The organism is Arthrobacter sp. NQ7 (assembly GCF_029581595.2).
Lineage (GTDB): Bacteria > Actinomycetota > Actinomycetes > Actinomycetales > Micrococcaceae > Arthrobacter > Arthrobacter phenanthrenivorans_B.
On record NZ_JARFXU020000026.1, the window covers coordinates 34,737 to 60,650 of the forward strand.

Below are 25,914 nucleotides of genomic sequence, written 5' to 3' on the forward strand. Positions count from 1 at the left end.
GCCGGTTACTCGCGGGGCAGTTCGGCCTTCGACAGTTCTCCGGTGACCGGCTCGCCCGGAATCCTCGCTGTCCGCCAGGTATCGAGCGCGATGACCCCGCCGAGGATAAGCAGCGACAGCGAGAAGGACGCGAGCGCATCCGTGGTCCAGTGATATCCCAGGTACAGCCGGCTGACGATGGCCAGGAAGATTCCGATGCCGGCGCCGACGAATCCAAGCACCGCCGCCCGCCGGTTCCGGCGACGGGAAAAGATCAGGTAGGCCCCCACCAGCAGGAAGTCGCAGGCACCCAGGACATGCCCGGACGGGAATGAGAAGGTCTGGTCCGCCCCGAAGAGCATCTGGTCCACTGGCGGCCGGGAGCGCTGGACGATATGCAGGATGATCTGCGAAACGATGACCCCGGTCAGCATGGCGGACGCGAGCAGGATGGGCCGCCACGCGTGCTTGGCCGCGAATCCCCAGACCAGGATCACCACCAGGACGATGATGGGCAGTGCGATGGGGCCAAACAGCACCGCCAGGAAGATCATGACGGCTGTGAGGGCGCCTGAACGCGTTGTCAGCAGCGCTTCGCGCACCGGGGCATCGACAACAGAAATGCCGTCAGCCTGCACCACGCTGACCAGGATGGCGATGAAGAGGGCCAGCCCCACCACGGCCAGGATGACGGATGCGCGGTAGAGGCGCCGCCGGTCTGCAGGGTCCACATACCGTTCCTCAACCACGAACTTCTCGTGGAAGGCATGCCACCTGCCGGTATTCTGTTCCGTGACTGCGGACCCTGCTGATTTCTGTGCCACTGTGCTGCCCGTCCCTATGCCGCGGTGAACGCGTGCCGTGATGATTGCCTAGGCTGAAGATTATCCCGGGAACGGACCAATCACTCCATCACGCGGTCAGAACGATCCGGTGGTGAACTGCCAGCTGCGGCTTGCGAGGGGGTTGCCCGCGAGGTCGCGGATGCCGGCTGCTCCCCCGGTCAGCGTCAGCGTATAGCGGGTCTTGGCGGCCAGGGGTTCCTGCGGGTCCAGGATCCACTGGTTGGTGGTTCCGTTGCGGTAGACGGTTGCTGCCACGATGCTTCCGGTGGCGGCGTTCTTCAGGGTGAAGGTGCTGGTGCCCACGCCCTGGACTGCCTCGCTGAAGGTGGCGCTGGCGTTGCTGCTTCGGCGGACCAGGAGGGCATTGCTGCCGGGTGAGTAGCTGGTGACAGTGGGTGCCGGGCCTGTGGTGAACGACCAGCTGGTTGTAACCAGCGGCGTGCCTGCCGCATCCCGGATTGCCGAGCTTCCGCCCACCAGGGTGGCGGTATAGGTTGCGTCGGCGGCCAGGGTGGCAGCCGGATCAAGCGTGGCCGTCCTGGTGGTGGAGTTGTACGTGACGGCAGCCGCGATGGTGCTGCCTGCCGCGTTCCTGAGGACGAAGGTTCCTCCGGAGACGCCCTGGACATCGGTGCTGAACGTAGCTGCCACGTTGCTTCCCGTGGCCACTGCCGTGGCGTTCGCAGCGGGCGATACAGCGCTGGCCGTCGGGGCAGGGACCGGGGCAGGAGCGGGGGCGGTTGCGCCCGTTCCGGTATACAGCAGGCGGTTCGGGGTGCCCGTGGTGGCGCCGCTGATCACGCCGGACGTGGCGTTGGAGACCAGCGCCGCGGCAACGTCGGCCGGGGCCAGGGCCGGGTTTTGCGACAGCAGCACGGCGGCGGCGCCGGTGGTGTGGGGGGCGGCCATGGAGGTTCCGGACATGGATGCCGTGGCAGTGGTGGAGGTGTAGTAGTCGGAGGTGATGCCGACGCCGGGCGCGTAGAGGTCTACGCAGGATCCGAAGTTGGAGAACGATGCCTGTTTGTCGCCCGAGTCGCTGGCCGCGACCGTGACGGCGCCGGGGACGCGGGCGGGCGAACCGGTGCAGGCATCCATGGCGGAGTTGCCGGCCGCGACAACCGTAGTCACGCCGTCGTTCAGGACCGCCTGGATGGCGCTGTCCACGGTGCTGCTGGCGGCTCCGCCTAGGCTGAGGTTGGCGACAGCGGGTGTTCCGGCGGCGTGGTTGGCCGCGATCCAGTCCAGGCCGGCGACGACGTCGGAGTTGTAGCCGGATCCGCTGCAGTCGAGAACCCTCACCGGCACCAGGGTGGCGCTCTTGGCGATCCCGTAGGTGGCCCCGGCGACAGTGCCGGCTACGTGGGTTCCGTGGCCGTTGCAGTCCGTGGTGCCGTTGCCGTCCGCCACCGCTGTCCAGCCGGCAGCCACCCGGCCGCCGAAGTCGGTGTGCGCGGCCAGGATGCCCGTGTCCACCACATATGCGGTGACTCCCGCGCCGGCGGCGGTCCAGGAGTAGGAGCCGGAGAGGGGAAGGGCCCGCTGGTCTGACCGGTCCAGTCCCCAGGGGGCTGGCTGCTCGGTGGCCGAGACCTTGACGGGGGCGTCGGGCTCCACGGACAGCACCTTCCCGGATTTGGCAAGGGCTGCTGCCTGGGCAGGGTTGGCGGTGACGACGGCGCCGCGGATCGTATGCTCGAAGGTACGGCCGACGGCGAGGCCCTGGCCGCGCAGTCCGGACACCTCTGCGGCCACGTCGGCAGTGGCGGCGTACTGGATGATGTAGCGGCCGGTTGGGCTGCCGGAATCGCCGGGCACCGCTGGGGCAGCGGCTGCGGGCAGGGACACCGCGGAAAGGGCGGTTGCGGAGAGCAGGGCCGTGAGGACGGGCGGCACGAAGGATCGGGTACGAATTTTGGGGGTCCTTGAGGTAGCGGGGCGGGCCGGCCGGGACGGGCAAATCCACCCCGGTTACCGGCAACCTGTTGGCTGTACCAAAAGGATAGGAGCCGGAAGCGCACTGCTTCCGGCTCCTTGGATGATCCTGTGCCAACCCTTGGCGATTCCTGCGGGCCGGCGTTTTTGACCGCTTATTCCTGGCTTTCGGCACCGCCGCCGGTGGTGCCCGCTCCTTCCGGCACGTGGTTCCGCCAGCTGTGCTCGGGCTCGAAGCCGAGGAGGCGCCGCGCCTTGTCGATGGACAGCATGGTCTCGTGCTCGCCCAGTTCCTTGGTGACCTTGACCGCGGGGAAGACCTCGGCGGCAAGGCTGGCGCTGGACCGGCTCATCACCGTATCCGCATTGGCAATGATGAAGGCCTCGAATCCCGGCTTGGCGTTCTCCAGGGCCCGCACCACGGCCTGGGCGCCGTCGCGGCCGTCGATGTAACCCCACAGGTTCCACTTCCGCAGGGTCGCGTCCGCATCGAACGAGGGGAACCGGGCATAGTCGGCCTCGTCCATGACGTTGGAGAAACGCAGGCCGGTGATGCTGAGTTCGGGGTCCCACCGCGTCATCTCCACGGCCATCTGCTCCTCCAGCCGCTTCACCAGCGAGTAGGTGCTCTCCGGCCGCGGCGGGTATTCCTCATCCACCGGAATGTAGGGCGGATCGATGTCGAACGGCAGCCCCAGGACTGTCTCGCTGGACGCGTAGACGACCTTCTTGATGCCGGCGCGCCGCGCCGCCTGGAAGACGTTGTAGGTGGACAGCATGTTGTTCTCGAACGTGGCTGCGTCCGGCAGGATACCCGGGGCGGGGATGGCTCCCAGGTGGACGACGGCGTCGAACCCCTCATGCCGGTCATCCACGCCCAGGAGTGCATCCACAACCTGGCCGTAGTTGCGCAGGTCGACCACCAGCAGGCCCGGATTCCGGTCCCCTGCCCGGTCCAGGTTGAGGACCTGGTGCCCGTCCCCGGTGAGCCGGCGCACTACATGGCGCCCAAGTTTTCCGCTTCCGCCAGTAACGGCAATTCTCATCAGTGGTTCCTTCTGTTGGGTCAGCGTTTCACGTGCGGTGCTTGGGTCAGGCCGGCGGCCGGGGAGAGGCCAGGAACTTTTCGACGGCGGCGATCGCCCAACCCGTGATCTCCCCCGGGTCGCCGCTGCCGTTGACGGACACCAGGATGCCCCGGCGCGCGTACACCGAGACTACTTCATGGGTTTCCCGGTGGTAGAGGTCAAGGCGGCGACGGAAGACGTCCACGGTGTCGTCAGTCCGTCCCTGCTCGAGTGCCCGCCGGCGCATGCGCTGTTCCAGTTCCGCGTCGGGCGCTTGCAGCTCAATGACAACATCCAGGCTGCAGCCCTGCGAGGCGAGCATGGTGTCCAGTTCTGCCGCCTGCGGCGCGGTGCGGGGGTAGCCGTCCAGCAGGAACCCCTGGCGGACATCATGGTCCAGGAGTCGGTCCTTGACCAGGGCGTTGGTGAGGTGGTCCGGGACGAACTGTCCGCCGTCGAGATAGCCTGCAGCCTGGTTGCCAAGCTCCGTCTCCCGGGCGACGTTGCTCCGGAAGATATCCCCGGTGGAAACGGCAGGAACTCCGAAGTGGCGGGCCAGGTGTTCGGCCTGCGTCCCCTTGCCGGAGCCCGGCGGACCGATGATGAGAAGCCTGGTCATGCTCATGTCCTTCCCCCACGGCGGGTCCCGCTTCATTCTGCCCGCTGCCGCGCTTCGGCACCAGCCTCCGGCAGGAACGGGCGGGCCGGTGTGACGCCTTCCTGCCTGTGCGGTTGTATATACTCTGGTTATCGGTTTAGCAGCAGGCCGTTGGAAAGTTCGTCGATCCAGCGACCATCACCGGCCCCCTGCCCAGCAGCGGGGTGTGGGTGCGTTGCGGGCTCGTTTTGACCTGAGCGAATGGCACCAGAAAACCGTGGCCAGCGAGTCAACAGCAAAAACCGATACATCCGTTAGTGAACACCTGCATGAACTGGTCCTCAACAGCTCCGATGTTGAGGACTTCCTCAATGAGCTGGCGCGGGTGTCCGCGCGCAATCTCTCCGAGCCGGGCGATGAGATGCTGTGCGCCATCACCCTGCTCCGGCAGCGGAAAGCTGCCACCGTCGCCAGCAGCAGCGAGGAAGCGACGTCCCTAGGGCGGCTGGAACACCGGTTCTCCGAGACCCCAGGCGTGACGGCTTCCACTTCCCAGGAGACTGTCCACGCTCCCGACCTTGCCCAGGACGACCGGTGGCCGGATTATGCCGCCGCCGTGGCCGGCCACGGGGTCCGTTCCGTCGCAGCGGTTCCGTTCCGGCTGGAGGGGGAAACCAAGGCGGCGCTGCTGCTGTATTCCCGCCGCCCCCATCGTTTTGAAGGCCGTGTGCTGGAGTTTGCCGAGGATTTCGTGCGGCAGACATCGCTGGCACTCAGGCTTGCAGTGCGGTTTGCGCACTACAGCGAGACGGCAGCGAACCTCCGCGCCACGTTGGAGTCCCGGACCGTTATCGACATGGCAGTGGGCATCATCATGGCGCAGAACCGGTGCAGCCAGCAGGACGCGTTCGAGATCCTGCGGACGGCCTCCAGCACCCGGAACACCAAGCTGCACGAGGTGGCGGCCGCAGTGGTCAACGCCTTGGGGCAGGGCCCGGCGCGGACACACTACGACGGCTAGGCGGAAAATCCCCGCCGCTTCCAAGGCGCCGGTAGACTGGTGCCAACTTTTCGCCGGGGGGCTTGATGGAACAGCAGCGTGTTTGCCTTGTCGTGGAAGACAACGACGATATCCGTGGACTGATTGCCGTGGTCCTCTCGCGCGCCGGCTTCGAGGTGCGGGCAGTGGGCACGGGCGCGGAGGGCATTGCCGCCGCTGCTGATCCCGCCATTTCCCTGGTCACCCTGGACCTTGGCCTGCCGGATATGGACGGGCATGTGGTGGCCCGGGCCATCCGTGCCCTCAGCGAGGCTCCCCTGCTGTTCCTGTCGGCCCGGTCCGAGGAAGATGACATCCTGGCCGGCATGGCATCGGGTGCGGCCGCCTACCTCACCAAACCGTTCCGGCCAACCGAACTCAAGGAGCTCGCTCTGCAGCTGTGCCCTGCGGTTGTTGAGGCGTCCCCTGCCTCGCCACCGCCTCTTTCCGCGGCGCCGGTATCTCCGCTTCCTGTCTCACAGGAGTAGCACATAGCGGGCACATCCTGCTGCTAAGTTGGCCGCCTAGAAATGAGGCATGACACCTCAGCAGCGACCAACACGTAAACCCGGACGCGTCCGGAAGGCGGTTACGGCGGGGGCCGTGGCTCTGACGCTCTCAGCCGGCGGGGCCACCGCGTGGGCCCTTGACCGGTTTGTGGTTCCACACGTCGAAATTTCCGATGTCTCTGCCTACCAGGCAAGCCAGGGCGGGACGACGGCGGCGGCCACCTCCGCTGCCTCGAGCGGCACCACCGAAGCGGTCACCACAGACTCCTCCTATGTCTCCGGCACCTCGAACATCTCGATTTCCAAGGTGACCACGGGCAGCGGCGACAGTACCGTCACCTACTACGTGGCCGACGTCGTACTGACGGATGCCACCGTCCTGCAGTCCGCTTTCGCCAACAACAGCTTTGGCGAGAACATCACCGAAAACACGTCCGCCATCGCGGCCGACAACAACGCCATCTTCGCCATCAATGGCGACTACTACGGCTTCCGCGACACCGGGATCGTCATCCGCAACGGTGTGGTGTTCCGCGACGCCGGTGCCCGCCAGGGCCTGGCCTTCTACCGTGACGGCACCGTCAAGGTCTACGACGAGACCACCACCACAGCTGCCCAGCTGGTGGCCGACGGCGTCTGGAACACCCTGTCATTCGGGCCGTCCCTGCTGGACAACGGCGGGATCGCGGCCGGCATTGAAGACGTGGAAGTGGACACCAACATCGGCAACCACTCCATCCAGGGCGAACAGCCCCGCACCGCGGTCGGGGTCATCGACCAGAACCACCTGGTATTCGTGGTGGTGGACGGCCGCAGCCCCGGCTACAGCGCCGGCGTGACCATGACGGGACTGGCCGAAATCATGCAGGGCCTGGGCGCCACCACGGCGTACAACATTGACGGCGGCGGCTCGTCCACCATGTACTTCAACGGTGACCTGGTGAACAACCCGCTGGGCCAGGACAAGGAACGCGCCACCTCCGACATCCTCTACATCGGGCAGTAGGGCGTGCCATGGTCATCCTGATCCCCGCCTACGAGCCGGACCGGCATCTTCCCGCCCTGGTGCGTTCCATCCGGAACGCCGCACCCCACGCCGGCATCGTGGTGGTGGATGACGGCAGCGGCCCCGCCTACAGGGAGGTATTCGAGGATGTGAAGTCCCTGGGGTGCCACGTGGTCAGTTACGCCCGGAACCACGGAAAGGGCTTTGCCCTCAGGACCGGTTTTGGGTTCATCGCCGACAATCTGCCGGGACAGGACATCGTCTGCGCGGACAGCGACGGGCAGCACGCCGTGGCGGACATCCTCCGCGTGTGGCAGCGGCTTCGGGAGAACCGGGACGTGGAATGGGGCCTGTCCACCATGGTGCTGGGCGGCAGGGCCTTCACGGGAGCCGTCCCGGCCCGCAGCCGGCTCGGCAACACTGCCACCCGGCTGTTGTTTGCCCTGGCCACCGGCGAGCGCATCCCCGACACCCAGACCGGGCTCCGGGGCTACCCGGCCGCCATGCTCCCGTGGCTCCGCTCGGTCCGTGGCGACCGGTACGAATACGAATTGAACCTGCTGCTCGAGGCGAAGAACAACGGCTACGCCATCGAGTCCGTGGACATTGCCACGGTCTACCTGGACAACAACTCCGGTTCACACTTCCGCCCCCTGGCCGACTCCCTGCGGATCTATGCGCCCCTGCTGAAGTTCCTGGCCTCCTCCTTCACAGCCTTCCTGGTGGACACCGTGGTGTTCGTCCTGCTCACGGTGGCCGTCGACTCCCTGCTGCTGGCGGTGGTCGGGGCCCGTGCGGTGAGCTCCGCGGTTAACTTCCTGGTCAACCGGACCCTGGTGTTCCAGCACGGCCGGGACAAGCGCGCCCGCTCTGCAGCCCTGCGCTACTTCGGCCTGGTGGCAGTGCTGCTGGCTGCCAACGTTGGGCTTATCCGGGCCCTTGAAGCCGTGGCCGTCCCGGCGCTCCCCGCCAAGATCATCGCCGAAGCCACGCTGCTTGCCGTCAGCTTCGCCGTCCAGCAGCGCTTCCTGTTTGCCGCTGAAGCCGGCGACGGGACACGCGCACGACGCCGTACTCATATTTCCGCCTAGGGCCCGGCACAGCAGCCGCACAGTCTGGCCGGGCATCGTCGATACCAGCTCATCGTTACCACCCGGAGAAACCACATGAACACGCTTCTTTTCATCACTGCCGACCTCGCAGCCATCAGCATCCTCACCTTCGCCCTGTACCTTCGCCGGCACCGCCGCAGGGACCTGGTGGTGTCCTACCTGGGCATGAACGTGGGCGTCCTGGCTGTGGCCACGGCACTCTCCGGATCCGCCGCGGGCCTGGGTCTGGGCCTGGGACTCTTCGGGGTCCTGTCGATCATCCGGCTCCGTTCCACCGAGCTGGCCCAGCATGAAGTGGCCTACTACTTCTCCGCGCTGGCCCTGGGCCTGATCGCGGGCCTGGGCATCGAGCCGCTGTGGCTGACCGCTTCCCTGATGGGGCTGATCCTGCTGGTGATGTTCGTGGGCGACCACCCGCGCGTCCTGCCCGCCTACCGCCACCAGACAGTCATCCTGGACCGTGCCATCTCCGAGGACGGCGAGCTGTATGCCCGTCTGGAGGAGGTCCTGCATGGCAGGGTCCACTCCGCCACTATCTCCGAACTGGACCTGGTCAACGACAAGACCGTTGTGGACGTCCGGTTCGCCTACTCCCCCGCTGTTCTTCCCGCAGCGCCCGCCGCCCACGCCATGCGCGCAGCCGAACGCCTCCACGCAGGTGCCGCATGAGATCCCTGGTTCCTGCCGCCGTCGGACAGCTCCAGTTCCTGCCGCCCGTCAGCCTGGCGGAACTCAACGCGGAAGCCGCGCTGCAGACCCGCGTGGACCGGAAATACATCGTCCCGCTGGAACTCGCCGGCCAACTCCTGGCCTCCGCAGGCACGGAGATGCGCGTGCTGGACATGGAGGGGGCCCGCAGCTTCGCCTACGACTCCGTGTACTTCGACACGCCGGAGCTGGACAGCTACCTGCTGGCAGCGCACGGCCGCCGCCGCCGCTACAAGATCCGCACCAGGACCTACGTGGACAGCGCCGCAAGTTTCCTGGAGGTCAAAACCGAGGGGTCCCGCGAGGCAACGGTGAAGGAGCGCATCCCCTACCTGCCCGGGGACCGCTCCCGGTTGACCCCTGAAGGGATGGCCTATGTCCGCGGGACCCTGACCGCCTCCGGAACGGCAGTCCCGGAGCGGCCGTTGGACCCCGTACTGGAGACCCGCTACCGGCGGACCACGCTCTACCTGCCGGATTCGGGCAGCCGGGCCACCATCGACACGGACGTGACATGGCAGCGTCCGGGGCACCGGCCCTGGATCCTCCATGGCGCCGTCATCCTGGAAACAAAGTCGGGCTCCACGGCCGGCCCGTTGGACCGGCACCTTTGGGCAGCCGGTGTCCGGCCCACGCGGATCTCGAAATTCGCTACCGGCATGGCAGCCCTCCGTCCAGGCCTTCCCGCCAACCGCTGGCACCGGACCCTGCTCCGCATGGCACTCCAGCCCGCGCCGCACGCCGCCTGACCAGCCCAAACAACGCCGCCCGCTGCTTCAACAACCTCTTGCTGCACGAAGACCTTGAAGGAAACCCCATGAAAAAGCTTCGCTCGTACTTGTCCGTGGCCGCCTTGGCCCTCTCACTTGGCCTGGCCGGCTGTTCCACGGCCGGCACGACGGCCGGTACCTCGGCCGGTGCCGGCACTTCGTCCACGGCCGCAGCCGGCGCCACGGCCGCCGTTGCCCTGGACACCCTCGCTCAGGACACCCACTTCGACGCCAACGACCTCACATGGGACGCCGCCAGCGAAGTGGGCGTGGCACTGGCGGACGGCGCCAGCAATGTCTCCTCCGGCTCATCCGATGCCGTGAAGGTGGACGGCGACACCATCACCATCAGCGCGGCAGGCACCTATCGGCTCAGCGGCTCCCTTGCCAACGGCCGCATCGTGGTGGCCGCCGGCGACAAGGACACCGTCCGCATCATCCTGGACGGCGCAACCATCACGAGCACGGACGGGTCCCCGTTCGTGGTCCAGAGCGCCGACGAGGCCATCCTCTACCTGGCCGACGGCACCTCGAGCGCCCTGAGCGACGCTTCCAGCTATGCGGACCAGGGCACCGACGCCCCCAACGCCACCCTCTACTCCAAGGCCGACCTGACCATCGCCGGCAGCGGGTCCCTCACCGTGGCCGGCAACTTCAACGACGGCATCGCTTCGAAGGACGGGCTGGTCCTCGCATCCGGAAACGTGACAGTGAAAGCGAAGGACGACGGGATCGTGGGCAAGGACTACGCCGTCCTGCTGGACGGCGCCTACCAGGTGACCGCCGGGGATGATGGCTTCAAGTCCGACAATGACCAGGATGCGGACCGCGGCTGGGTACTGGTCAACGGCGGCAGCCTGGACGTCTCTGCAGCGGACGACGGGGTCAAGGCTTACAACACACTGACCATCGCCGGCGGAACAACCACCGTGGCCAAGTCGGAGGAAGGACTCGAGGCCCAGCACATCGTGGTGTCCGGCGGCACCACCGCCGTCACATCCAACGACGACGGCGTGAACGCCTCCGGCGGTTCCTCCACCTCCTCCGGCGGCGGAATGGGCGGAGGCATGGAGGTGGGCGACTACAGCGTGGACGTCACCGGCGGCCTGCTGACCATCAACTCCACCGGCGACGGCCTCGACTCCAACGGCAACGCCAGCATCTCCGGCGGCACCGTGGTGGTCAACGGCCCCACCGCCAACAACAACGGGGCCCTGGACGTCAATGGCGAGCTGACGGTCACCGGCGGAACCGTCGCTGCCGCCGGAAGCTCTGGCATGGCGGTGGCTCCCAGCGGCTCCTCCACCCAGTCCGGCGTCCAGGTGACCTTGGGCTCGTCGGTTCCGGCCGGTACCGTCATCCAGCTCGCCGACTCCTCCGGCACAGTGGTTGCCGCATTCACCACCACCAAGGCCACCGCCTCGCTGGTGTTCTCCTCACCGGAGATCGTCCAGGGCCAGCAGTACACGGTCTACACCGGAGGCACGGCTGACGGCGGCGCCGGGCTGGGACACGGCGCCCTCGACGGAGCCAAGCAGGTGGGCACCGCCACCGCGGGCGAGTACACCGCATCGCAGGGTCCGGGAGGTGGCGGCGGACCGCGCTGGTAATCATGCAAACACGAACGGCGACGGCGGGATCCCGCCGTCGCCGTTCATGTTCCGGTTTACTGCTTTGAGAGGAAGCCGAGCAGTGCCTCGTTGACTTCCGCGGCGTGCGTCCACAGCAGCCCATGCGGGGCGCCTTCAATCTCCACATATTCAGCGCGCGGCAGCGCCTTGGCAAAGAGGCGGCCGGTGGAGTCGATGGGCAGGATGTTGTCCGCGGTGCCGTGCACGATCAGCGCCGGGACATCGATCTTGGGGATGTCCTGGCGGAAGTCGGTGAGCCAGGTGGGCTGGGCGGCCACGGAGGCAGTGGCCCCCGCGCCGGTGGCCAGGTTCCAGCCGGCGTTCATCACTTCCTGGCTCAGGCGCGGGGTGCCCAGGAACGTGTCGGAGTTGTAGAAGTTCTTGAAGAATTCGGTGAAAAAGGCGTAGCGGTCCGCCGTGACTGCTTCCAGAAGGCCGTCGAACACCTCCTGGGGGACGCCGTCGGGGTTGTCATCGGTCTTGAGCAGGTAGGGCTCCAGGGAACCAAGGAACGCTGCCCGGGCCACGCGGGCGGAGCCGTAGGTGCCCAGGTAGCGGCCCACCTCGCCGGTGCCCATGGAGAAGCCCACCAGCGCTACGTCATTCAGGTCCAGGGTGGTCAGCAGGCTGTTGAGGTCCGCCGCGAAAGTGTCGTAGTCATAGCCCTCGGTGGGCTTGCTGGACTTGCCAAAACCGCGTCGGTCATAGGTGATGACCCGGTAGCCGGCTGCCAGCAGCGCCGCAGTCTGCTTTTCCCAGGATGATCCGTCCAGGGGGTAGCCGTGGATCAGCACGACGGGCTGGCCCGAGCCGTGGTCCTCGTAGTAGAGCTCGATATCAGTGCTGTTCTCAGTACCTACGGTGATGAAAGCCATCGGGGGTGATTCCTTTCGAGACTTACCAAGCGGGAGGCAGGGCGCCCTGCCCGTGCACTTCCTACTCTAGGGGCGCCCGGGGCATGCGACGACGCCGGGAACCATGGCGGCCGCAGGGCAGGATGCGCCGCCCGGTGCAGCTGTGACATTATATGCGCATGAATGCAGATACGAACGGTTGCTCGCTGGGGGCCGACAGCCAATACGTGGAACTGGCCGTGGAGGTCTTTGCCATGTTGGCCGACGCCACCAGGGTGCGGATCATCCTGGCCCTCCGGGACGGCGAGATGGCGGTGGGCGCGCTGGCGGATGTGGTGGGCAAGTCCCCCGCGGCAGTGTCGCAGCACCTGGCCAAGATGCGCCTGGCAAGGATGGTCTCCACCCGCCAGGACGGAACCCGGGTGCTCTACCGGCTCGAGAACGAGCATGCCCGCCAGTTGGTGGCCGACGCCATCTTCCAGGCCGAGCACGCCCTTGGCGGAGAGCCGGCCCACCACCGCGCACAGCACCACCAGTTGCAGGGGAACGCCTCATGACCGGGCCGCACCGGGAGTCCACGCACCCGCACAGCCATCCCCATGACGACCACGGCCACGACCACCCCCATGACGACGACGGCCACAACCACGACCACGGCCACCAGCACGGTCATGACCACGACCATAGCCACGACCACCAGCACGGCCACGGCCACCGGCATCATTCCGGCTTCAAGGGCTGGCTGTTCGAGCTGTTCGTGCCGCATACGCATGACGCCGCTGATTCGATCGACGACGCCATGGAGGCCAGCGCCGAGGGCATCCGGGCCTTGAAGATCAGCATGTTTGTCCTGCTGGCCACCACGGTGCTGCAGTTCCTCGTGGTCCTGTTCAGCAGTTCGGTTGCCCTGCTCGCGGACACCATCCACAATTTCTCGGATGCCCTGACCGCGGTGCCGCTGTGGATCGCCTTCATTATGGGCCGCAGGGCCGCCACCCGCCGGTACACCTACGGCTACGGCAGGGCCGAGGACCTGGCTGGCCTGTTCATCGTGGCGGTGGTGGCCCTTTCCGCCGTCGTGGCTGGCTGGCAGTCGGTGGACCGGCTGGTCCATCCGCAGCCGCTGCAGAATCTGGGCTGGGTCATGGCTGCGGGGCTGATCGGCTTCGCCGGCAATGAAGCCGTGGCCATTTACCGCATCCGGGTGGGCCGCAGGATCGGTTCCGCGGCGCTGGTGGCTGACGGCGTGCACGCCCGCACTGACGGCTTCACCTCGCTGGCCGTGGTGATCGGCGCCGTCGGAGTCATGCTCGGTTTTCCGCTCGCGGACCCGGTTGTGGGCCTGCTCATCTCGGCCGCCATCGTCGTGCTGCTCTGGGGCACCGTCCGCAGCATCGGCCGGCGCCTCATGGACGGCATCGAACCGGACCTGGTGGAACGCGCCGAGGCCGCACTGGCCGGGACGCCCGGCGTCCTTGCGGTGCAGAACCTGCAACTGCGCTGGTCCGGGCACCGGCTGCAGGGCTCGGCCCTGCTCCACGTCGCCGATACCGGGTTGTCGCAGGCGGAGGAGGTCGTCCACCACGCCGACCACCGGCTCAGGCACGCACTGCCCAAGCTGGACCACATGTTGCTGGCCCCCGCCACCACAACGCGGCGCTGACAGGCCTTAAACGCAGGAGTGACCCTGCCGGACAGCGCCGGCAGGGTCACTCCTCGTTGCAGTACCTGGTGTCAGGCGCGGGCAGCCTTTCCAGGCAGCGCAAGCTTGAAGACCTTTGCCCAGGAGGAGCCGACCTGCTTCAGCAGCGGCCCAGTGGTGTACTTCAGGCCGTACCGCTGGCAGATCTCGCGGACCCGGGGCGCCACCTCGGCGTACCGGTTCGAGGGCAGGTCCGGGAAGAGGTGGTGCTCGATCTGGTGTGAGAGGTTGCCCGTCATCAGGTGCATGAACTTCGAGCCCGAGATGTTTGCTGAGCCGATCATCTGGCGGACGTACCAGTCACCGCGGGTTTCGCCGTCCACCATTTCCTCGGTGAAGGTGTCGGTTCCTTCCGGGAAGTGGCCGCAGAAGATCACCGCGTGTGCCCAGACGTTGCGGATGGCGTTGGCTGCGATCGTGCCGAAGAGGGCCTGCTTCGCGGACCCGGTGAGCATGGCGACCGCCGGGGTTGCTGCATAGTCCTTGGTGAACTGGGTGACAACCTTCTTGCCGAGCGCCTTGAGGTCCTTGTGCAGGGCCTCCTTGGACTTGGTGCCTTCCTTGTACTCGGTCAGCTCGAGGTCGTAGATGGCAATGCCCCATTCGAAGATGGGGGCCAGGACAGCGTTGAACAAGGGGTTGGCCAGGTTGATGGGCTTCCACGGCTGGTTCTCGTCCATGCGGAGCAGGTTGTATCCGACGTCGTTGTCCTTGCCGACGACGTTGGTCCAGCGGTGGTGCAGGTCGTTGTGCGTGTGCTGCCAGGACCGCGACGGCGTGACAAAGTCCCATTCCCAGGTGGTGGAGTGGATATCGGGATCGCGCATCCAGTCCCACTGGCCGTGCAGGATGTTGTGGCCCAGTTCCATGTTCTCCAGGATCTTGGCCAGGCTCAGCAAGGTGGTGCCGGTGACCCAGGCAGCCTTGTTCTTGCTGACCAGGAGGGCGGCCCGGCCGGAGATCTCGAGCCCGCGCTGGATCTTGATCATCCGGCGGATGTAGGCGGCATCCTCGGCGCCCCGCTTGGCCAGGACCTCGTCCCGGATGGCGTCGAGCTCGCGGCCCAGCTCCGCTACCTGCTCGTCGCTGAGGTGCGCGGCGGCCGGCGGCCGGACGGTGGGGCTGCCCGATTCGGCGAGCTTCCCGGGGCGCGTTCTCGAGCTTCCCGCGGGGGTGACCTTGGTAGGTGTGATTACAGACATTCCGTGGTGCTCCTCAGATTTCGAGGTTTACGGGTCCGGCGGCTGCCGAGACACACGTTTGGATCAGTTGGCCGGGTTCGCCATGGATTTCCCCGGTACGCAGGTCCCGGACCTGCCCGGCAAGCAGCGGTGTGAGGCAGCTGTGGCAGATGCCCATCCGGCAGCCGCTGGGCATCAGCACCCCGGCGTCCTCACCGACGTCCAGGATGGGGGTGTCGCCGTCGGCCTGCACCTCGCGGTCGGAGGCTTCGAAGGTGACCAGGCCGCCGTCGTGCCCTACGCCCGCGTTGAACGTGGTGTTGAAGCGCTCGATCATCAGGTTGCCGGGGTCGCCGGCCACGGCGACGTCGGAGCCGGGAGCCTTGGCGGTCAGTGCCCGCTTCCAGAGCGCCTCGGCGTCGTCCAGGAAACTGTCCGGACCGCAGGCGTAGGCTGCCCGTTCCTTCCAGTCGGGGCAGATCGCGTCCAGTTCCCTGGTGCTGGAGAAGTCCATGCGGCCCTGCTCGCCGGTGTACCAGTGCGCCAGCCGGAAGTTGGGGAACTGGTCCGCGAGCTCGGCCAGCTCCTCGCGGAACAGGCTGTCATCCGGGGTGCGGGCCGAGTGGACCAGGACGACGTCGGCATCCGGGCGGCGGGGAACGAGCGTACGGATCATGGACATCACCGGGGTGATGCCGCTGCCCGCGGTGACCATGAGCAGGGGGCGCGGGTGCTCAGGAAGCACGAAGTCGCCCTGGGGCGGGGCCAGGAACAGCACGTCCCCGGGCTTCGTGGTGCGCACCAGCGTGCCGGACACGGCGCCGACATCGGTGACGGTGATGGCCGGGTCCTTGCCGGCGGGAGCGCTGAGGGAGTAGGAGCGCCAGTGGCGGACACCGTCGAGTTCGACGCCGATGCGGGCCCACTGGCCTGCCAGGTGCGCCTTCCAGCCACGGCCGGGGCGGAAGAAAATTGTGGCCGACTGGGCGGTCTCCTGGACCACCCGGGTGACCACGCCGCGCAATTGCCGGGCCGAGTAGACAGGGTTGAACAGCGCCAGGATATCTTCGGGCGCCAAAGGGGTAGTGAGCACTGAGGCCGCCTGGGCCAGCTGTCGTAGCCGGATCATACGGGTAAGCCTAGAGCGGTGCGAGCCATATTTCTCTCTCTCCGTCATATGACCGTTCCGCAGTCACACGCTAGTTGGTGGGCGCGAAGCCCCCACGCCGCACTCTTAAGAGTAACGGTTCGGTCTCACAAAAGGTTCCCGGCGTCCTTTCGGCTCCATCCCAGGGCAGGGGCCACGTACTTTGCGATGTTGCCCAGGAGCTTGGCGTTGAACTCCACGCCCAGCTGGTTGGGAACGGTCAGGAGGAGCGTGTCCGCGGCCTGCACCGCGGAGTCGGCAGCGAGCTGTTCTGCCAGGACGTCCGGCGGCCCCACGTAGCTCTTGCCGAACCTGGCCGTCAGCCCGTCAATGACACCCACCTGGTCACGGCCATCGCGGAGCGCGCTGCCGGCAAAGTAGTAATTGTCCTCTTCGTCCACGATGGGCAGGACGCTGCGGCTGACCGAGACCCGGGGCGTGTGGGCGTGGCCTGCCGCGATCCACGCCTCCCGGAACAACTGGATCTGCTCCGCCTGGAGTTCGTGGAATGGAACCCCGGTGTCCTCGGTGAGCAGGGTGGAACTCATCAGGTTCATGCCGAGTTCGGCGGCCCACACGGCAGTCTTCCTGCTCCCGGCGCCCCACCAGATCCGTTCCGACAGGCCCGGGGACTGTGGCTGGACGGGAAGCAGCCCGGTGGCCCCGCCGGCATACCTTGGATCGGCCTCGGCCACGCCCGCCCCTGTGATGGCCTTGCGGAAGACAGCGGTGTGCCGGCGGGCCATGTCGGCATCGCTCTCCCCCGGCTGCGGCCGGTAGCCAAACGCCGCCGCACCCTCCCGGGCAGGCTCGGGTGAGCCGCGGCTGATCCCCAGCTGGAGCCTGCCGCCGCTGATCAGGTCCGCGGCCGCGGCTTCCTCCGCCATGTACAGAGGATTCTCGTAGCGCATGTCGATCACGCCGGTACCGATTTCGATGCGGCTGGTGCGGGCGGCGATGGCCGAAAGAAGCGGGAACGGCGACGCCTGCTGCCGGGCGAAATGGTGGACCCGGAAGAAGGCGCCGTCCAGGCCCAGTTCCTCAGCGGCAACGGCAAGGTCGATCCCCTGGAGCAGGGCGTCCGCCGCCGTCCTGGTGCGGGAACCCTGGCCGGGGCCCCAGTGGCCGAAAGAAAGGAATCCAATGCGCTCCATACTTCCCCCAACCGTGGGGGCGGCGGCTGAATTCCCGGCTGGCATGATGGCTGCGTGGGTATTCCAGGGGAAACCGTCAGCGTCCTCAAGACGGTCGTGTTGTTCGTGCTGGCCGCTGCAGCGGAAATCGGCGGGGCCTGGCTGGTGTGGCAGGCCGTCCGCGAAGGAAAGGACTGGTGGTGGGCCGGGCTGGGCGTGGTCGCGCTGGGTGCGTACGGCTTTGTGGCCACCCTCCAGCCGGACGCGCACTTCGGCCGGATCCTCGCCGCGTACGGCGGGGTGTTCGTGGCCGGTTCCCTGGCGTGGGGCATGGCCTTTGACGGCTTCCGGCCGGACCGGTGGGACATCGCCGGGTCCCTGGTCTGCCTGCTCGGCGTAGCGGTGATCATGTTTGCCCCGCGGAGTGGCAGTTAGCAGCCACGGCTAAACTGGCCCGGTGGACAACAGCGAGCAGCCGCCCAGGCCCGTCACGCCGTCGCGCGGAAGGCTCGCCGAACGGCTGCTGCCCGGCGGCGAGGAACCGGATCCGCGCTTTACCCTCGCCAACGAACGCACCTTCCTGGCCTGGATCCGCACGTCACTTGCGCTGCTCGCAGGCGGGATTGCCATCGAGGCGTTCACCTCCGGGCTTTTCATTGAGCCGGTCCGCAAGGGGCTGGCGGTCCTCCTGCTCCTGCTGGGCATGATGCTCAGCGGCGGCGCCGCCGTCCGGTGGCTGCGGGTGGAACGAAGCATGCGCACCAAGGCCCCGCTGCCGCTGCCGTTCTTTGTTCCCCTGCTGGCCGGGGCAGGCGCGCTCGCGGCCGCCGTCGTCCTTGTCTTCATCCTTTGGCGCTGACCCTGTGCCGCCCCACGCACCCAATCCGCACGGCGATCCGGGCCTGCAGCCTGAACGGACGGCGCTTGCGTGGGGCCGGACCATGCTGGCACTGGTGACCGCGAGCGCTTTCTTCCTGCGCTGGCTTCCCACCTACGGGGCGCCCATCCTGGTGCTGCCGGTGGTTTCCGGCGGCACCGCGCTCGCCATCTACCTCACCCAACGCCGCCGCTACCGGGCACGGTCCCACGGCCTGGCCGGCGAAAGCATCGAAGCGGACCTGTCCGCAGTGCTGTGGACTGCGGTGGCCGGGGTGGTGCTCGGCGCGCTGGGCATTGTTGTGGTCCTGGCCGGCTGACCGCCCCGGAGTACCTGCCTTAGAACATCGGCAGGACAAAGCCGCCCAAAAGTGCCACCGCGCCGATTGCCGTCAGGCAGCGGCCAAGGACGGAGGCCGTGCGCCCCGCCTCCTCCGGCGCGGTGGTCTGCCACTGCGTGGGGCGGTTGGGATGGTAGTAGATCGGGAGGGTATCCCCCACCGCCATGTCCCTGATGTCGTAGGGGGACATGGGGGCGTTGTGCACGTTGTGCTTCCGGTCGAACCAGCGGAAGCCCACACCGGTGGAATCGGAATACACCACGGCCTCGGCCACGTCCCAGGGGTGGACAAAACGGCGGAGGAACCCGGTGTAGAAGAGCAGGCCCAGCCCCGCGGGCAGGCACAACCAGGTGAGCACTTCCAGGATGGGACCTGCCATATCGAGCGCAGTGGGCATGAAACCGATGGTACAGCGCGGGGACTGGTGGCTTCAGCACCTGATACGTACGCTGAAGGGGACCGGACCGGAGGAAGGGGAAGCCATGAACGATCAGGACATTTTGACGCACATCCAGGCCCTCGTGGAGGAGGAGCACTCCCTGCGCGAGGGCTCGGGCAACGGGCAGGCGCCGGACCAGGCCCGCCTGAAGTACGTGGAAGAAAGCCTGGACCAGTGCTGGGACCTGCTCCGCCAGCGGCGCGCCAAGAAGGACTCGGGGGAAAACCCGAACGACGCCGAGGCCCGGCCCATCAGCGAGGTTGAAGGCTACCGGCAGTAGCCGCAGCCTGGACCGTCCTGGGTGCCCGGGTCACCAGCCCGGGCACCCTTTTTCCGTTACCCACAGATTGAGTCTTTTCCATGCGTATCGCCGTAGCCCAGATCATCAGCAGTGCCGACACCGCAGCCAACCTTGAGCTGGTGTGGGAGTACGCCGCCCAGGCCAGCAATGCCGGCGCCCGGCTGGTGGTCTTCCCCGAAGCGACAATGCGGGCCTTCGGCCACTCCCTCAAGGACATTGCAGAACCGCTGGACGGTCCGTGGGCCGGCGAGGTCCGCCGGATCGCCAGGGAGCTGGAGATCACGATCGTGGCGGGGATGTTCACGCCAGGAAAGGACGGACGCGTCCGCAACACACTGCTGGTCACCGGCCCCGGAGTTGAGACTTCCTATGACAAGGTCCACCTTTTCGACGCCTTCGGTTTCGCCGAGTCCCGGACCGTCGACGCCGGGGAGGCACCGGTAACCTTCGAGCTGGACGGCACCGTGTTCGGCCTGGCCACGTGCTACGACGTCCGCTTCCCGGCCCTGTTCACGGCCAACGCCACTGCAGGTGCACAGGTGAATATCGTTTGCGCGTCCTGGGGAGCCGGCGAAGGCAAGGCCGAGCAGTGGGACCTCCTGGTCCGTGCCCGGGCACTGGACAGCACCACGTTCGTCATTGCCTGCGGCCAGGGTGACCCCGAATCCACCGGCGCGGGGCCCGCAGGAACGGCGCCGACCGGAATCGGCCACAGTGCCGTTGTCACGCCCCTGGGCAAAGCGGTGGTGGCCCTCGGCGGAAAGCCGGAACTCGCCGTCGTCGATATCGACCCCTCCACCGTTGCTGACGTGAGGGAAAAACTGCCGGTGCTGGCCAACGCCCGCCACTTCAGCGCGGTGAGCCGCCGTTCATAGCCAGGAAACAGAAGGCTAAAAGGCGTCCGACGCCGGTCCTCACCCAGGGCGGGCCGTGTGGCCCGCCATTCCGGGGAAGTTGGGGGGACGATCTGCCCCGTTTACCGGTCCCAGGAAGAAGCCGTTTACATTCCTGAAACATGGGTGACACGTGAACTTCACGCAGGAGCTCTTTGTGTAACGTGGGCGCAACTTTAAGCGGCATTGGCTGAAACACACCGCACCAAGAATGGAACCCGGGGGAAATGCTTCGGGGCCAAACGGGCCCTGCACCACGATCACGTTGCGAAGGGACCCACCGGTGGAAATCACTGCCCAACACGTCTGGCTGATGGTTTCGGCCGCCATGGTACTGTTCATGACCCCCGGGCTCGGCCTCTTCTACGGCGGCATGACCCGCGCCAAAGCCGCACTGAACATGATCATGATGAGCTTCATCTCCGCTGGGATCGTGGGTGTCGTCTGGGTCCTCTGGGGCTATTCGATGACCACCGGAGACGGAGTCCTGGGGCTGTTCGGCAACCCCTTCACCAGCTTCGGCCTGCAGAACCTCATGGGTTCGCCGGACCTGATCAAAGCCGGCTACAGCGCCACCTTCGCCATCATCACCGTGGCACTGATCAGCGGTGCCATCGCCGACCGCGCGAAGTTCAGCGCCTGGGCCCTGTTCGTTCCGGTCTGGATCACCCTTATTTACTGCCCGCTCGCCTACATGATCTGGGGCGGCGGCCTGATGAGCGCAGGCGGAGCAGTCACCGCCGTGTTCGGCCAGGTCATCGACTTCGCCGGCGGCGCGGTGGTGGAAATCAGCTCGGGAACCGCGGCCCTTGTGCTTGCCGTCATCGTGGGCCAGCGCCATGGCTTCGCGAAGGACCCCAACCACCGGCCGCACAATATCCCCTTCATCATGCTGGGCGCGGCCATCCTGTGGTTCGGCTGGTTCGGGTTCAACGGCGGTGCCGCAAGCAGCGCCGAACAGGCCGGCCTGATCTGGATCAACACCCTGGTGGCGCCCGCCGCGGCCATGCTGAGTTGGCTGGTCACCGAGAAGATCCGCCACGGACACCCCACTTCCCTCGGCGCAGCGTCCGGCGTGGTGGCCGGGTTGGTGGCCATCACCCCTTCCTGCGCCAACGTCAGCCCGGTGGCCGCCATCGGCCTTGGCCTGGTGGCAGGGGCCGCCTGCTGCGTCTTCGTGGACCTCAAGTACCGCTTCGGCCTTGACGACTCACTGGATGTGGTGGGCGTCCACCTCGGCGCCGGCCTCATCGGCACCCTGTCCCTGGGGCTCATTGCACTCCCCGTCGACGGCCAGGGCGGCGGCCTCTTCTACGGCGGCGGCGTCCAGCAGCTCATCGCCCAGACGGCCGCCGTCGTCATCACTCTCCTGCTGTCCGGACTTGGCACCGCCGTCATCGCCCGGGTCATCAACAAGGCAGTGGGCTTCCGGGTCAGCCACGAGGCTGAGACGGCCGGCGTGGACCTGTCCGAACACGCCGAAACCGCCTACGCGTTCGGTGAGATGGGGTCCGGTTTCAGCACCCTGGGCCAGATGCTGGCCCACCACGCGGCGGCTCCAGCCCCGGCCGCTGCTGCACCTGCTGCTCCTGCCGCTGCTGCTCCTACCGCCCGGCAGCACGCCAAGGAAGACTCCTTCGCCTAGTTTCGGGCCCCCGCAGGCCTCCTGACCCCGGCAACCGATTCCATCTGGTTGCCGGGGTCTGCTAGTCCGCCAGGATTTTGTAGAGGGCGCGGCGGGTTTCGTCCATCTTGGCGATAGCGGCCGCCCGCTGCTCTTCACTGACGCCTGAGCGGAACTGGTGAATGGCGCCCACGAGCTTGGCGATGCTCTGGTGGAATTCCCTGTCCGCGCTGTCCGGTTCTGCGTTCCACGCGTTCTCCATCTCCTCGGCGTGCTCCGCCACGTAGGCCCTGCCCGCGTCCGTCAGGGCAAACTCGGTCCCGCGGCCTTCGCTGAGGGCCTCGATCAGGCCCTCGTCCACCAGTTGCTGGAGGGTTGGGTAGATGGATCCGGGGCTGGGGCGCCACATGCCGCCGGTCTTGGTGGCGATGGTCTTGATCAGCCCGTAACCATTGGATGGCGCCTCCGCCAGGAGCGAGAGGATGGCCGCGCGGACGTCGCCGCGGCTGGCCCGGCGGCCGCCCCTTCCGAAACCTGGGCCGAACCCTGGACCGAATCCGGGCCCGAAACCCGGGCCAAAACCGGGCCCGAAACCAGGCCCGAAACCAGGCCCAAAGCCTGGACCGCGGTGTCCGTGCGGCCCCCGGCGGCCCCTGCCGCGCTCGAACCGGCCCTTTTCAAATTCCGGGCCGGGATGTTTGTCATCGAATATGCCTTTCATGGTGGCATCGTCCTTTCCTTCATCGTGTTATCGCTGCCTATTCAGCGATAGTTAACGATATGTCGTTAACTATCGCGTGGTCAATGGTTTGACGTGACCAAATCCTGACCTTCGCGCATCTGGTTCGCCCTGCAGGGCGGGCGTATCCTGATCCCACCTTCGAGGACGAGGGCTGGATGATGGCAAGGAAGCGGAAGCGCAGGCGCGGCTTTGGCGCGGCCTTGGGACGGATCCTGGGGTTCCTGGCAGCAAGCGCGATGTGCGGCGTGCTGGCTGCCAGCCTGGTGGTCCCGGCCGTGGCAGCTGCGGGGATGGGAGTCAGCACCTCCATCGATTTCTTCAACAGCCTGCCCGCCGAGATGACGGTGGAGCCGCCGTCGCAGGGCACGAGGGTACTCACGTCCGACGGGCAACAAATCGCCGCTTTTTATGCCGAAAACCGCGTGAAGGTGCCTTTGGACCAGATGTCGCCGTTCATCAAGGACGCCATCGTCGCCATCGAGGACAGCAGGTTCTACGAACACGCGGGCGTTGATCCCCAGGGGATCCTGCGGGCCCTGGTGTCCAACCTGACCAAGGGCGGTGAACAGGGTGCATCCACGATCACCCAGCAATACGTGACGAACGTCCTGAACGAAGCCCAGCTCTCACAGGACAGGCCCGATGCCGTGGTCCTGAACGGACAGAAGAGCATCGGCGACAAGATCCGGGAAATGAAGCTGGCCATCAGCCTGGAGAAGAAGTACTCCAAAGACCAGATCCTTGAGGGCTACCTCAACATCGTGTTCTTCAGCAACAACGCCTATGGCATCGAAGCTGCGGCACGCTATTTCTTCAGCACCACTGCCAAAGACCTCACCCTTCCGCAGGCGGCCCTACTGGCAGGCGTGGTCAACAGCCCCACCCTGTACAACCCGGCCACCAACCCGGACAAGTCGATCGGCCGCCGGAACCAGGTCCTGGCTGAGATGCTCCGCCTCCGCAGGATCACCCAGGCCCAGCACGATGACGCGGTGGCCACCCCCATCCAGTTGAAGATCACGCCCCAGCAGCAGGGTTGCGCCAACGCGGCCATGGCCCCGTACTTCTGCGATTACATCTCCCACCTGATCCTGAACAATCCGGCCTACGGGCCGACGGAGACCGAACGTGAGCGGCGGCTGTACCGGGGCGGCCTCACGATTGTCACCACCTTGGACAGCAGGCTGCAGTCGGCGGCCCAGACGCAGGTGGACGGGACCGCCGGAGCCAACCCTGACAAGTGGGGAGCGTCGCTGGTCAGCATTCAGCCCGGCACCGGCAAGATTTTGGCGATGGCCCAGAACACGGTGTTCCTGCCACAGCCCGGGAAGTTCGATACCAACCTGAACTTCAATGTCGATGCCAAGGACGCACAGGGCAATGACCTGAATGGAGCCGGCGGCTTCCAGCCCGGGTCAACCATGAAGCCCTTCACGTTCGCGGAATGGCTGAACGAGGGCAAGTCGATCACGGCCGAGGTTGATGCCTCGCGCCGGGTCTACCCGTTGGGATTCCCCTGGAAGGACAGTTGCGGGAAGGTGCTCGGTGCCTACAGCACCGCCCAGGCGAACCCTGCCCTTGGCGTCACGGATGACCTGCAGAATGCAGAAGACGGCTTCTACCGGCCCATGCCGGTCAACTACGGCCTGTACAACTCCATCAACACCGCCACGTTCGCCTCAGCATCACAGCTCGATTTCTGCGGCATCCAGAAGATGGTGGATGCGGTCGGCCTGCACAGCGGGCTCGACGGCAGTCCGGTCAACATGCATCAACTGGGCAACCTGCTGGGCGGCACCGGCGTTGCCCCGCTCACCCTGGCGAACGCCTTTGCCACGTTCGCCACGGACGGCCGCTACTGCGCACCCATCGCCGTCGTCGAAATTACCGACGCCACGGGAGCAAAACTGCCGGCCCAGGCCCCGGACTGCCACGACGCCGTCAAGCCGGACGTTGCCCGCGGCGTGAACTCGGTGCTGCAGGATGTCCTGAAGAAGGGCTCCGGCGTCTACATCAAGCCAAAGGTGCAGGACGTGGCTCCCACCGCGGCCAAGACCGGTACCTCAAACACGAATGGTTCCACCTGGGTGGTTGGCTTCACCAGCGGCCTGGTGACCGCGTCCTTCTTTGGCGACGCACTCGAAGGCCAAAAACGGGCAGGACAAAATGTCACCATCAACGGCACGTTCTATCCCCGCCTGGACGGGTACATGATTGCCGGTCCGCAGTGGGCCAACTACATGCTCAAGGTGGTGCCGCTCTATCCGGCCGGACCCTTCGCGCCGCCTCCCGCCTCGATGATCGGGCCGAACCCCAACTACAGGCCGTAGCCACGACTGGACCCGCGGTCACAGCTGGAGCCGTGATCGCCGAAGCCTCGGCCGCTGAAGCGCGAACCGATGCCTCGGCAGCCGGGTGCGCATCCTCTACCGAATTTCCGGGTTCACCCGCGCCTTGGACGGCGTGCCCGGAAGGTCGCCCAGGCGACATGCGCACCGCCGTTGCCGGCAGTGGTGGGGCTGTGGAGTGGTAGGTGTGGCGGGTTGGGGTGGTGGTGGCCACGGTGTGGCGGGGGCCGGGGATGGGTGTGGCGTTCCAGCCGGGTGTTTCTTTGGTGTGGTTGCAGGCTTCGCAGAGGCCTTGGCCGTTGCCGGCGGTGGTTTTGCCGCCATCGGCCCATCCCAGGATGTGGTCGTGGTGCCGCATCGGAGCGTCGCAGTACGGGGTCCGGCAGGTATCGTCACGGACCTGGAGGAAGCGTTTAAGGTTGGGCGGGAAGAGCCGGGTCCTGGAGTCCATCGCCACCAGCTCCCCGCCGCCGGGGGCGGTGTAGAGGCGCCGGACCCACAGGCTCAGGTCGTGGCTTTCTGCATGACTGAGGGCGAGCGTGCGGGCGGTGGCTGCCGGGATGGTGCCGTAGCCGGGGAGCCGTGCGGGTTCGGCGTCGGCCTGCAGGAGGGTGCGGTCGGTCATGACGAGCTGGATCTCCACCCCGGTCACGCCGCCGGGGATGTCCGTGGCCCGTTCGACGAGGGTGTCCGCCATGACCTGCCCCCGCGACCGGCCATCCCCGGCCGACCGGGCCGTGTCGGCCTCCCGGGACAACGCGGCGAAGGCGGCGACGCCCTGCGCAACGGGGAGCAGCGCCGTCAGGTAAGTCATGGTGTCCGGGGCCGGACGAAGGCTCACACACCGCCCGGCCACGGCCCGGCTGGCCCGGCGCGCGACCGAGGCAGGATCCCGCCGGTACGCCGCGGCACGGACGGCGGCGATGATGGCCTTGTCCCCCATGCCGTCCAGGGCCCCGGCGTCGGCGGCGAGTTCCTCATCCACCCAGGCCCGGTCCCCGGGCGACAGGCAGATGGTGTCCTTCACGATCAGCGTCACCCGCCACTCATTCAGCAGACCTGAGCGGAATGCGGCGAAGGTGCGCGGCATCCCGGTCAAAGCCCTGGCCAGTCCCAGCAGTCGGGAGCCACGGT

The 25,914-nt window shown here is 66.9% G+C and carries 27 protein-coding genes; 16 read left to right on the plus strand and 11 right to left on the minus strand.

Annotation, left to right across the window (positions count from 1 at the left end; genetic code table 11):
- Nucleotides 1–5 precede the first annotated feature (5 nt).
- From PUN71_RS20005 to PUN71_RS20020, 4 genes are all read right to left on the minus strand, one after another.
- Nucleotides 6–803 (minus strand): phosphatase PAP2 family protein, encoded by a 798-nt coding sequence (locus PUN71_RS20005; protein WP_043455407.1) that lies wholly within the window; start codon nucleotides 801–803, stop codon nucleotides 6–8.
- A gap of 96 nt (nucleotides 804–899) precedes the next feature.
- Nucleotides 900–2,720: a S8 family serine peptidase gene (locus tag PUN71_RS20010; protein WP_277799812.1), complete on the minus strand. Its 1,821-nt coding sequence runs from the start codon at nucleotides 2,718–2,720 to the stop codon at nucleotides 900–902.
- 194 nt (nucleotides 2,721–2,914) lie between these two features.
- On the minus strand, nucleotides 2,915–3,805 hold the full coding sequence (locus tag PUN71_RS20015; RefSeq protein WP_277799813.1) for an NAD-dependent epimerase/dehydratase family protein: 891 nt from the start codon (nucleotides 3,803–3,805) through the stop codon (nucleotides 2,915–2,917).
- 46 nt (nucleotides 3,806–3,851) lie between these two features.
- Nucleotides 3,852–4,445, minus strand: a complete 594-nt coding sequence (locus tag PUN71_RS20020; protein WP_277799814.1) for an adenylate kinase — start codon at nucleotides 4,443–4,445, stop codon at nucleotides 3,852–3,854.
- 256 nt (nucleotides 4,446–4,701) lie between these two features.
- Between PUN71_RS20020 and PUN71_RS20025 the strand changes: the two genes are divergently transcribed.
- From PUN71_RS20025 to PUN71_RS20055, 7 genes are all read left to right on the plus strand, one after another.
- Nucleotides 4,702–5,445 carry an ANTAR domain-containing protein gene (locus PUN71_RS20025; RefSeq protein ID WP_277799815.1) on the plus strand — a complete coding sequence of 248 codons (744 nt, stop codon included), beginning with the start codon at nucleotides 4,702–4,704 and terminating at the stop codon, nucleotides 5,443–5,445.
- Nucleotides 5,446–5,510: 65 nt separating this feature from the next.
- Nucleotides 5,511–5,951, plus strand: coding sequence for a response regulator transcription factor (locus PUN71_RS20030; RefSeq protein ID WP_277799816.1), 441 nt, complete (start codon nucleotides 5,511–5,513; stop codon nucleotides 5,949–5,951).
- 49 nt (nucleotides 5,952–6,000) lie between these two features.
- Nucleotides 6,001–6,978, plus strand: a complete 978-nt coding sequence (locus tag PUN71_RS20035) for a phosphodiester glycosidase family protein (RefSeq protein ID WP_277799817.1) — start codon at nucleotides 6,001–6,003, stop codon at nucleotides 6,976–6,978.
- An 8-nt stretch (nucleotides 6,979–6,986) separates the two neighbouring features.
- Nucleotides 6,987–8,069 carry a GtrA family protein gene (locus tag PUN71_RS20040; RefSeq protein WP_277799818.1) on the plus strand — a complete coding sequence of 361 codons (1,083 nt, stop codon included), beginning with the start codon at nucleotides 6,987–6,989 and terminating at the stop codon, nucleotides 8,067–8,069.
- Nucleotides 8,070–8,144: 75 nt separating this feature from the next.
- Nucleotides 8,145–8,759, plus strand: coding sequence for a DUF4956 domain-containing protein (locus tag PUN71_RS20045; RefSeq protein ID WP_277799819.1), 615 nt, complete (start codon nucleotides 8,145–8,147; stop codon nucleotides 8,757–8,759).
- Entirely contained in the window at nucleotides 8,756–9,547 is a 792-nt protein-coding gene (locus tag PUN71_RS20050; protein ID WP_277799820.1) for a polyphosphate polymerase domain-containing protein, read from the plus strand. The genes PUN71_RS20045 and PUN71_RS20050 overlap by 4 nt, the downstream gene beginning before the upstream one ends.
- A gap of 68 nt (nucleotides 9,548–9,615) precedes the next feature.
- Nucleotides 9,616–11,178 carry a carbohydrate-binding domain-containing protein gene (locus tag PUN71_RS20055; RefSeq protein WP_277799821.1) on the plus strand — a complete coding sequence of 521 codons (1,563 nt, stop codon included), beginning with the start codon at nucleotides 9,616–9,618 and terminating at the stop codon, nucleotides 11,176–11,178.
- Nucleotides 11,179–11,234: 56 nt separating this feature from the next.
- Here the strand turns inward: PUN71_RS20055 and PUN71_RS20060 are convergent, their stop codons facing one another.
- On the minus strand, nucleotides 11,235–12,074 hold the full coding sequence (locus tag PUN71_RS20060) for an alpha/beta fold hydrolase (protein ID WP_277799822.1): 840 nt from the start codon (nucleotides 12,072–12,074) through the stop codon (nucleotides 11,235–11,237).
- Between the two features lie 158 nt (nucleotides 12,075–12,232).
- On the opposite strand from PUN71_RS20060, the gene PUN71_RS20065 reads away from it, so the two are divergent.
- Both PUN71_RS20065 and PUN71_RS20070 read left to right on the plus strand, forming a co-directional pair.
- Nucleotides 12,233–12,610, plus strand: a complete 378-nt coding sequence (locus tag PUN71_RS20065) for an ArsR/SmtB family transcription factor (RefSeq protein ID WP_277799823.1) — start codon at nucleotides 12,233–12,235, stop codon at nucleotides 12,608–12,610.
- Entirely contained in the window at nucleotides 12,607–13,716 is a 1,110-nt protein-coding gene (locus tag PUN71_RS20070; protein WP_277799824.1) for a cation diffusion facilitator family transporter, read from the plus strand. The genes PUN71_RS20065 and PUN71_RS20070 overlap by 4 nt, the downstream gene beginning before the upstream one ends.
- A gap of 71 nt (nucleotides 13,717–13,787) precedes the next feature.
- Here the strand turns inward: PUN71_RS20070 and PUN71_RS20075 are convergent, their stop codons facing one another.
- The 3 genes from PUN71_RS20075 to PUN71_RS20085 form a co-directional block, all read right to left on the minus strand.
- Nucleotides 13,788–14,957 carry a fatty acid desaturase family protein gene (locus PUN71_RS20075; RefSeq protein WP_043455422.1) on the minus strand — a complete coding sequence of 390 codons (1,170 nt, stop codon included), beginning with the start codon at nucleotides 14,955–14,957 and terminating at the stop codon, nucleotides 13,788–13,790.
- A gap of 13 nt (nucleotides 14,958–14,970) precedes the next feature.
- On the minus strand, nucleotides 14,971–16,065 hold the full coding sequence (locus PUN71_RS20080) for a ferredoxin reductase (RefSeq protein ID WP_043455424.1): 1,095 nt from the start codon (nucleotides 16,063–16,065) through the stop codon (nucleotides 14,971–14,973).
- 125 nt (nucleotides 16,066–16,190) lie between these two features.
- Nucleotides 16,191–17,237 (minus strand): LLM class flavin-dependent oxidoreductase, encoded by a 1,047-nt coding sequence (locus tag PUN71_RS20085; RefSeq protein ID WP_277799825.1) that lies wholly within the window; start codon nucleotides 17,235–17,237, stop codon nucleotides 16,191–16,193.
- Between the two features lie 54 nt (nucleotides 17,238–17,291).
- Here PUN71_RS20085 and PUN71_RS20090 point away from each other — a divergent pair, with 54 nt between their 5' ends.
- From PUN71_RS20090 to PUN71_RS20100, 3 genes are read left to right on the plus strand one after another with little or no spacing between them, the layout of a single operon-like run.
- Nucleotides 17,292–17,651 (plus strand): YnfA family protein, encoded by a 360-nt coding sequence (locus tag PUN71_RS20090; protein WP_043455429.1) that lies wholly within the window; start codon nucleotides 17,292–17,294, stop codon nucleotides 17,649–17,651.
- 22 nt (nucleotides 17,652–17,673) lie between these two features.
- The gene (locus PUN71_RS20095; RefSeq protein WP_043455431.1) at nucleotides 17,674–18,075 is read left to right on the plus strand and encodes a YidH family protein; all 402 of its coding nucleotides are present in this window, start codon (nucleotides 17,674–17,676) and stop codon (nucleotides 18,073–18,075) included.
- Between the two features lie 4 nt (nucleotides 18,076–18,079).
- Entirely contained in the window at nucleotides 18,080–18,412 is a 333-nt protein-coding gene (locus PUN71_RS20100) for a DUF202 domain-containing protein (RefSeq protein WP_277799826.1), read from the plus strand.
- Nucleotides 18,413–18,431: 19 nt separating this feature from the next.
- Here the strand turns inward: PUN71_RS20100 and PUN71_RS20105 are convergent, their stop codons facing one another.
- Nucleotides 18,432–18,830, minus strand: coding sequence for a hypothetical protein (locus tag PUN71_RS20105; protein ID WP_043455436.1), 399 nt, complete (start codon nucleotides 18,828–18,830; stop codon nucleotides 18,432–18,434).
- Nucleotides 18,831–18,915: 85 nt separating this feature from the next.
- Between PUN71_RS20105 and PUN71_RS20110 the strand changes: the two genes are divergently transcribed.
- The 3 genes from PUN71_RS20110 to PUN71_RS20120 all read left to right on the plus strand — a co-directional run bounded on the left by PUN71_RS20110 (nucleotide 18,916) and on the right by PUN71_RS20120 (nucleotide 21,711).
- Entirely contained in the window at nucleotides 18,916–19,152 is a 237-nt protein-coding gene (locus PUN71_RS20110; protein WP_043455532.1) for a DUF2630 family protein, read from the plus strand.
- Nucleotides 19,153–19,232: 80 nt separating this feature from the next.
- On the plus strand, nucleotides 19,233–20,048 hold the full coding sequence (locus PUN71_RS20115; protein WP_277799827.1) for a carbon-nitrogen hydrolase family protein: 816 nt from the start codon (nucleotides 19,233–19,235) through the stop codon (nucleotides 20,046–20,048).
- Nucleotides 20,049–20,349: 301 nt separating this feature from the next.
- Nucleotides 20,350–21,711: an ammonium transporter gene (locus PUN71_RS20120; RefSeq protein WP_277799828.1), complete on the plus strand. Its 1,362-nt coding sequence runs from the start codon at nucleotides 20,350–20,352 to the stop codon at nucleotides 21,709–21,711.
- A 61-nt stretch (nucleotides 21,712–21,772) separates the two neighbouring features.
- Here PUN71_RS20120 and PUN71_RS20125 read toward each other — a convergent pair whose 3' ends face one another.
- Entirely contained in the window at nucleotides 21,773–22,411 is a 639-nt protein-coding gene (locus PUN71_RS20125; protein ID WP_277799829.1) for a PadR family transcriptional regulator, read from the minus strand.
- A 179-nt stretch (nucleotides 22,412–22,590) separates the two neighbouring features.
- Here PUN71_RS20125 and PUN71_RS20130 point away from each other — a divergent pair, with 179 nt between their 5' ends.
- Nucleotides 22,591–24,762: a transglycosylase domain-containing protein gene (locus PUN71_RS20130; RefSeq protein WP_277799830.1), complete on the plus strand. Its 2,172-nt coding sequence runs from the start codon at nucleotides 22,591–22,593 to the stop codon at nucleotides 24,760–24,762.
- Here the strand turns inward: PUN71_RS20130 and PUN71_RS20135 are convergent.
- Nucleotides 24,677–25,914, minus strand: a 1,238-nt coding sequence (locus PUN71_RS20135) for an HNH endonuclease (RefSeq protein WP_277799831.1), incomplete at its 5' end; no start/stop codon positions are given. The two genes, PUN71_RS20130 and PUN71_RS20135, sit on opposite strands and share 86 nt — an antisense overlap.

Excerpts from the sequence above, each read along its gene's own strand:
- PUN71_RS20015 (WP_277799813.1), bottom strand. The coding sequence starts at position 3,805 with ATGAGAATTGCCGTTACTGGCGGAAGCGGAAAACTTGGGCGCCATGTA.
- PUN71_RS20020 (WP_277799814.1), bottom strand. The coding sequence starts at position 4,445 with ATGACCAGGCTTCTCATCATCGGTCCGCCGGGCTCCGGCAAGGGGACG.
- PUN71_RS20030 (WP_277799816.1), top strand. The coding sequence starts at position 5,511 with ATGGAACAGCAGCGTGTTTGCCTTGTCGTGGAAGACAACGACGATATC.
- PUN71_RS20035 (WP_277799817.1), top strand. The coding sequence starts at position 6,001 with ATGACACCTCAGCAGCGACCAACACGTAAACCCGGACGCGTCCGGAAG.
- PUN71_RS20040 (WP_277799818.1), top strand. The coding sequence starts at position 6,987 with ATGGTCATCCTGATCCCCGCCTACGAGCCGGACCGGCATCTTCCCGCC.
- PUN71_RS20045 (WP_277799819.1), top strand. The coding sequence starts at position 8,145 with ATGAACACGCTTCTTTTCATCACTGCCGACCTCGCAGCCATCAGCATC.
- PUN71_RS20050 (WP_277799820.1), top strand. The coding sequence starts at position 8,756 with ATGAGATCCCTGGTTCCTGCCGCCGTCGGACAGCTCCAGTTCCTGCCG.
- PUN71_RS20055 (WP_277799821.1), top strand. The coding sequence starts at position 9,616 with ATGAAAAAGCTTCGCTCGTACTTGTCCGTGGCCGCCTTGGCCCTCTCA.
- PUN71_RS20060 (WP_277799822.1), bottom strand. The coding sequence starts at position 12,074 with ATGGCTTTCATCACCGTAGGTACTGAGAACAGCACTGATATCGAGCTC.
- PUN71_RS20065 (WP_277799823.1), top strand. The coding sequence starts at position 12,233 with ATGAATGCAGATACGAACGGTTGCTCGCTGGGGGCCGACAGCCAATAC.
- PUN71_RS20070 (WP_277799824.1), top strand. The coding sequence starts at position 12,607 with ATGACCGGGCCGCACCGGGAGTCCACGCACCCGCACAGCCATCCCCAT.
- PUN71_RS20075 (WP_043455422.1), bottom strand. The coding sequence starts at position 14,957 with ATGTCTGTAATCACACCTACCAAGGTCACCCCCGCGGGAAGCTCGAGA.
- PUN71_RS20080 (WP_043455424.1), bottom strand. The coding sequence starts at position 16,065 with ATGATCCGGCTACGACAGCTGGCCCAGGCGGCCTCAGTGCTCACTACC.
- PUN71_RS20085 (WP_277799825.1), bottom strand. The coding sequence starts at position 17,237 with ATGGAGCGCATTGGATTCCTTTCTTTCGGCCACTGGGGCCCCGGCCAG.
- PUN71_RS20105 (WP_043455436.1), bottom strand. The coding sequence starts at position 18,830 with ATGCCCACTGCGCTCGATATGGCAGGTCCCATCCTGGAAGTGCTCACC.
- PUN71_RS20110 (WP_043455532.1), top strand. The coding sequence starts at position 18,916 with ATGAACGATCAGGACATTTTGACGCACATCCAGGCCCTCGTGGAGGAG.
- PUN71_RS20115 (WP_277799827.1), top strand. The coding sequence starts at position 19,233 with ATGCGTATCGCCGTAGCCCAGATCATCAGCAGTGCCGACACCGCAGCC.
- PUN71_RS20125 (WP_277799829.1), bottom strand. The coding sequence starts at position 22,411 with ATGAAAGGCATATTCGATGACAAACATCCCGGCCCGGAATTTGAAAAG.
- PUN71_RS20130 (WP_277799830.1), top strand. The coding sequence starts at position 22,591 with ATGGCAAGGAAGCGGAAGCGCAGGCGCGGCTTTGGCGCGGCCTTGGGA.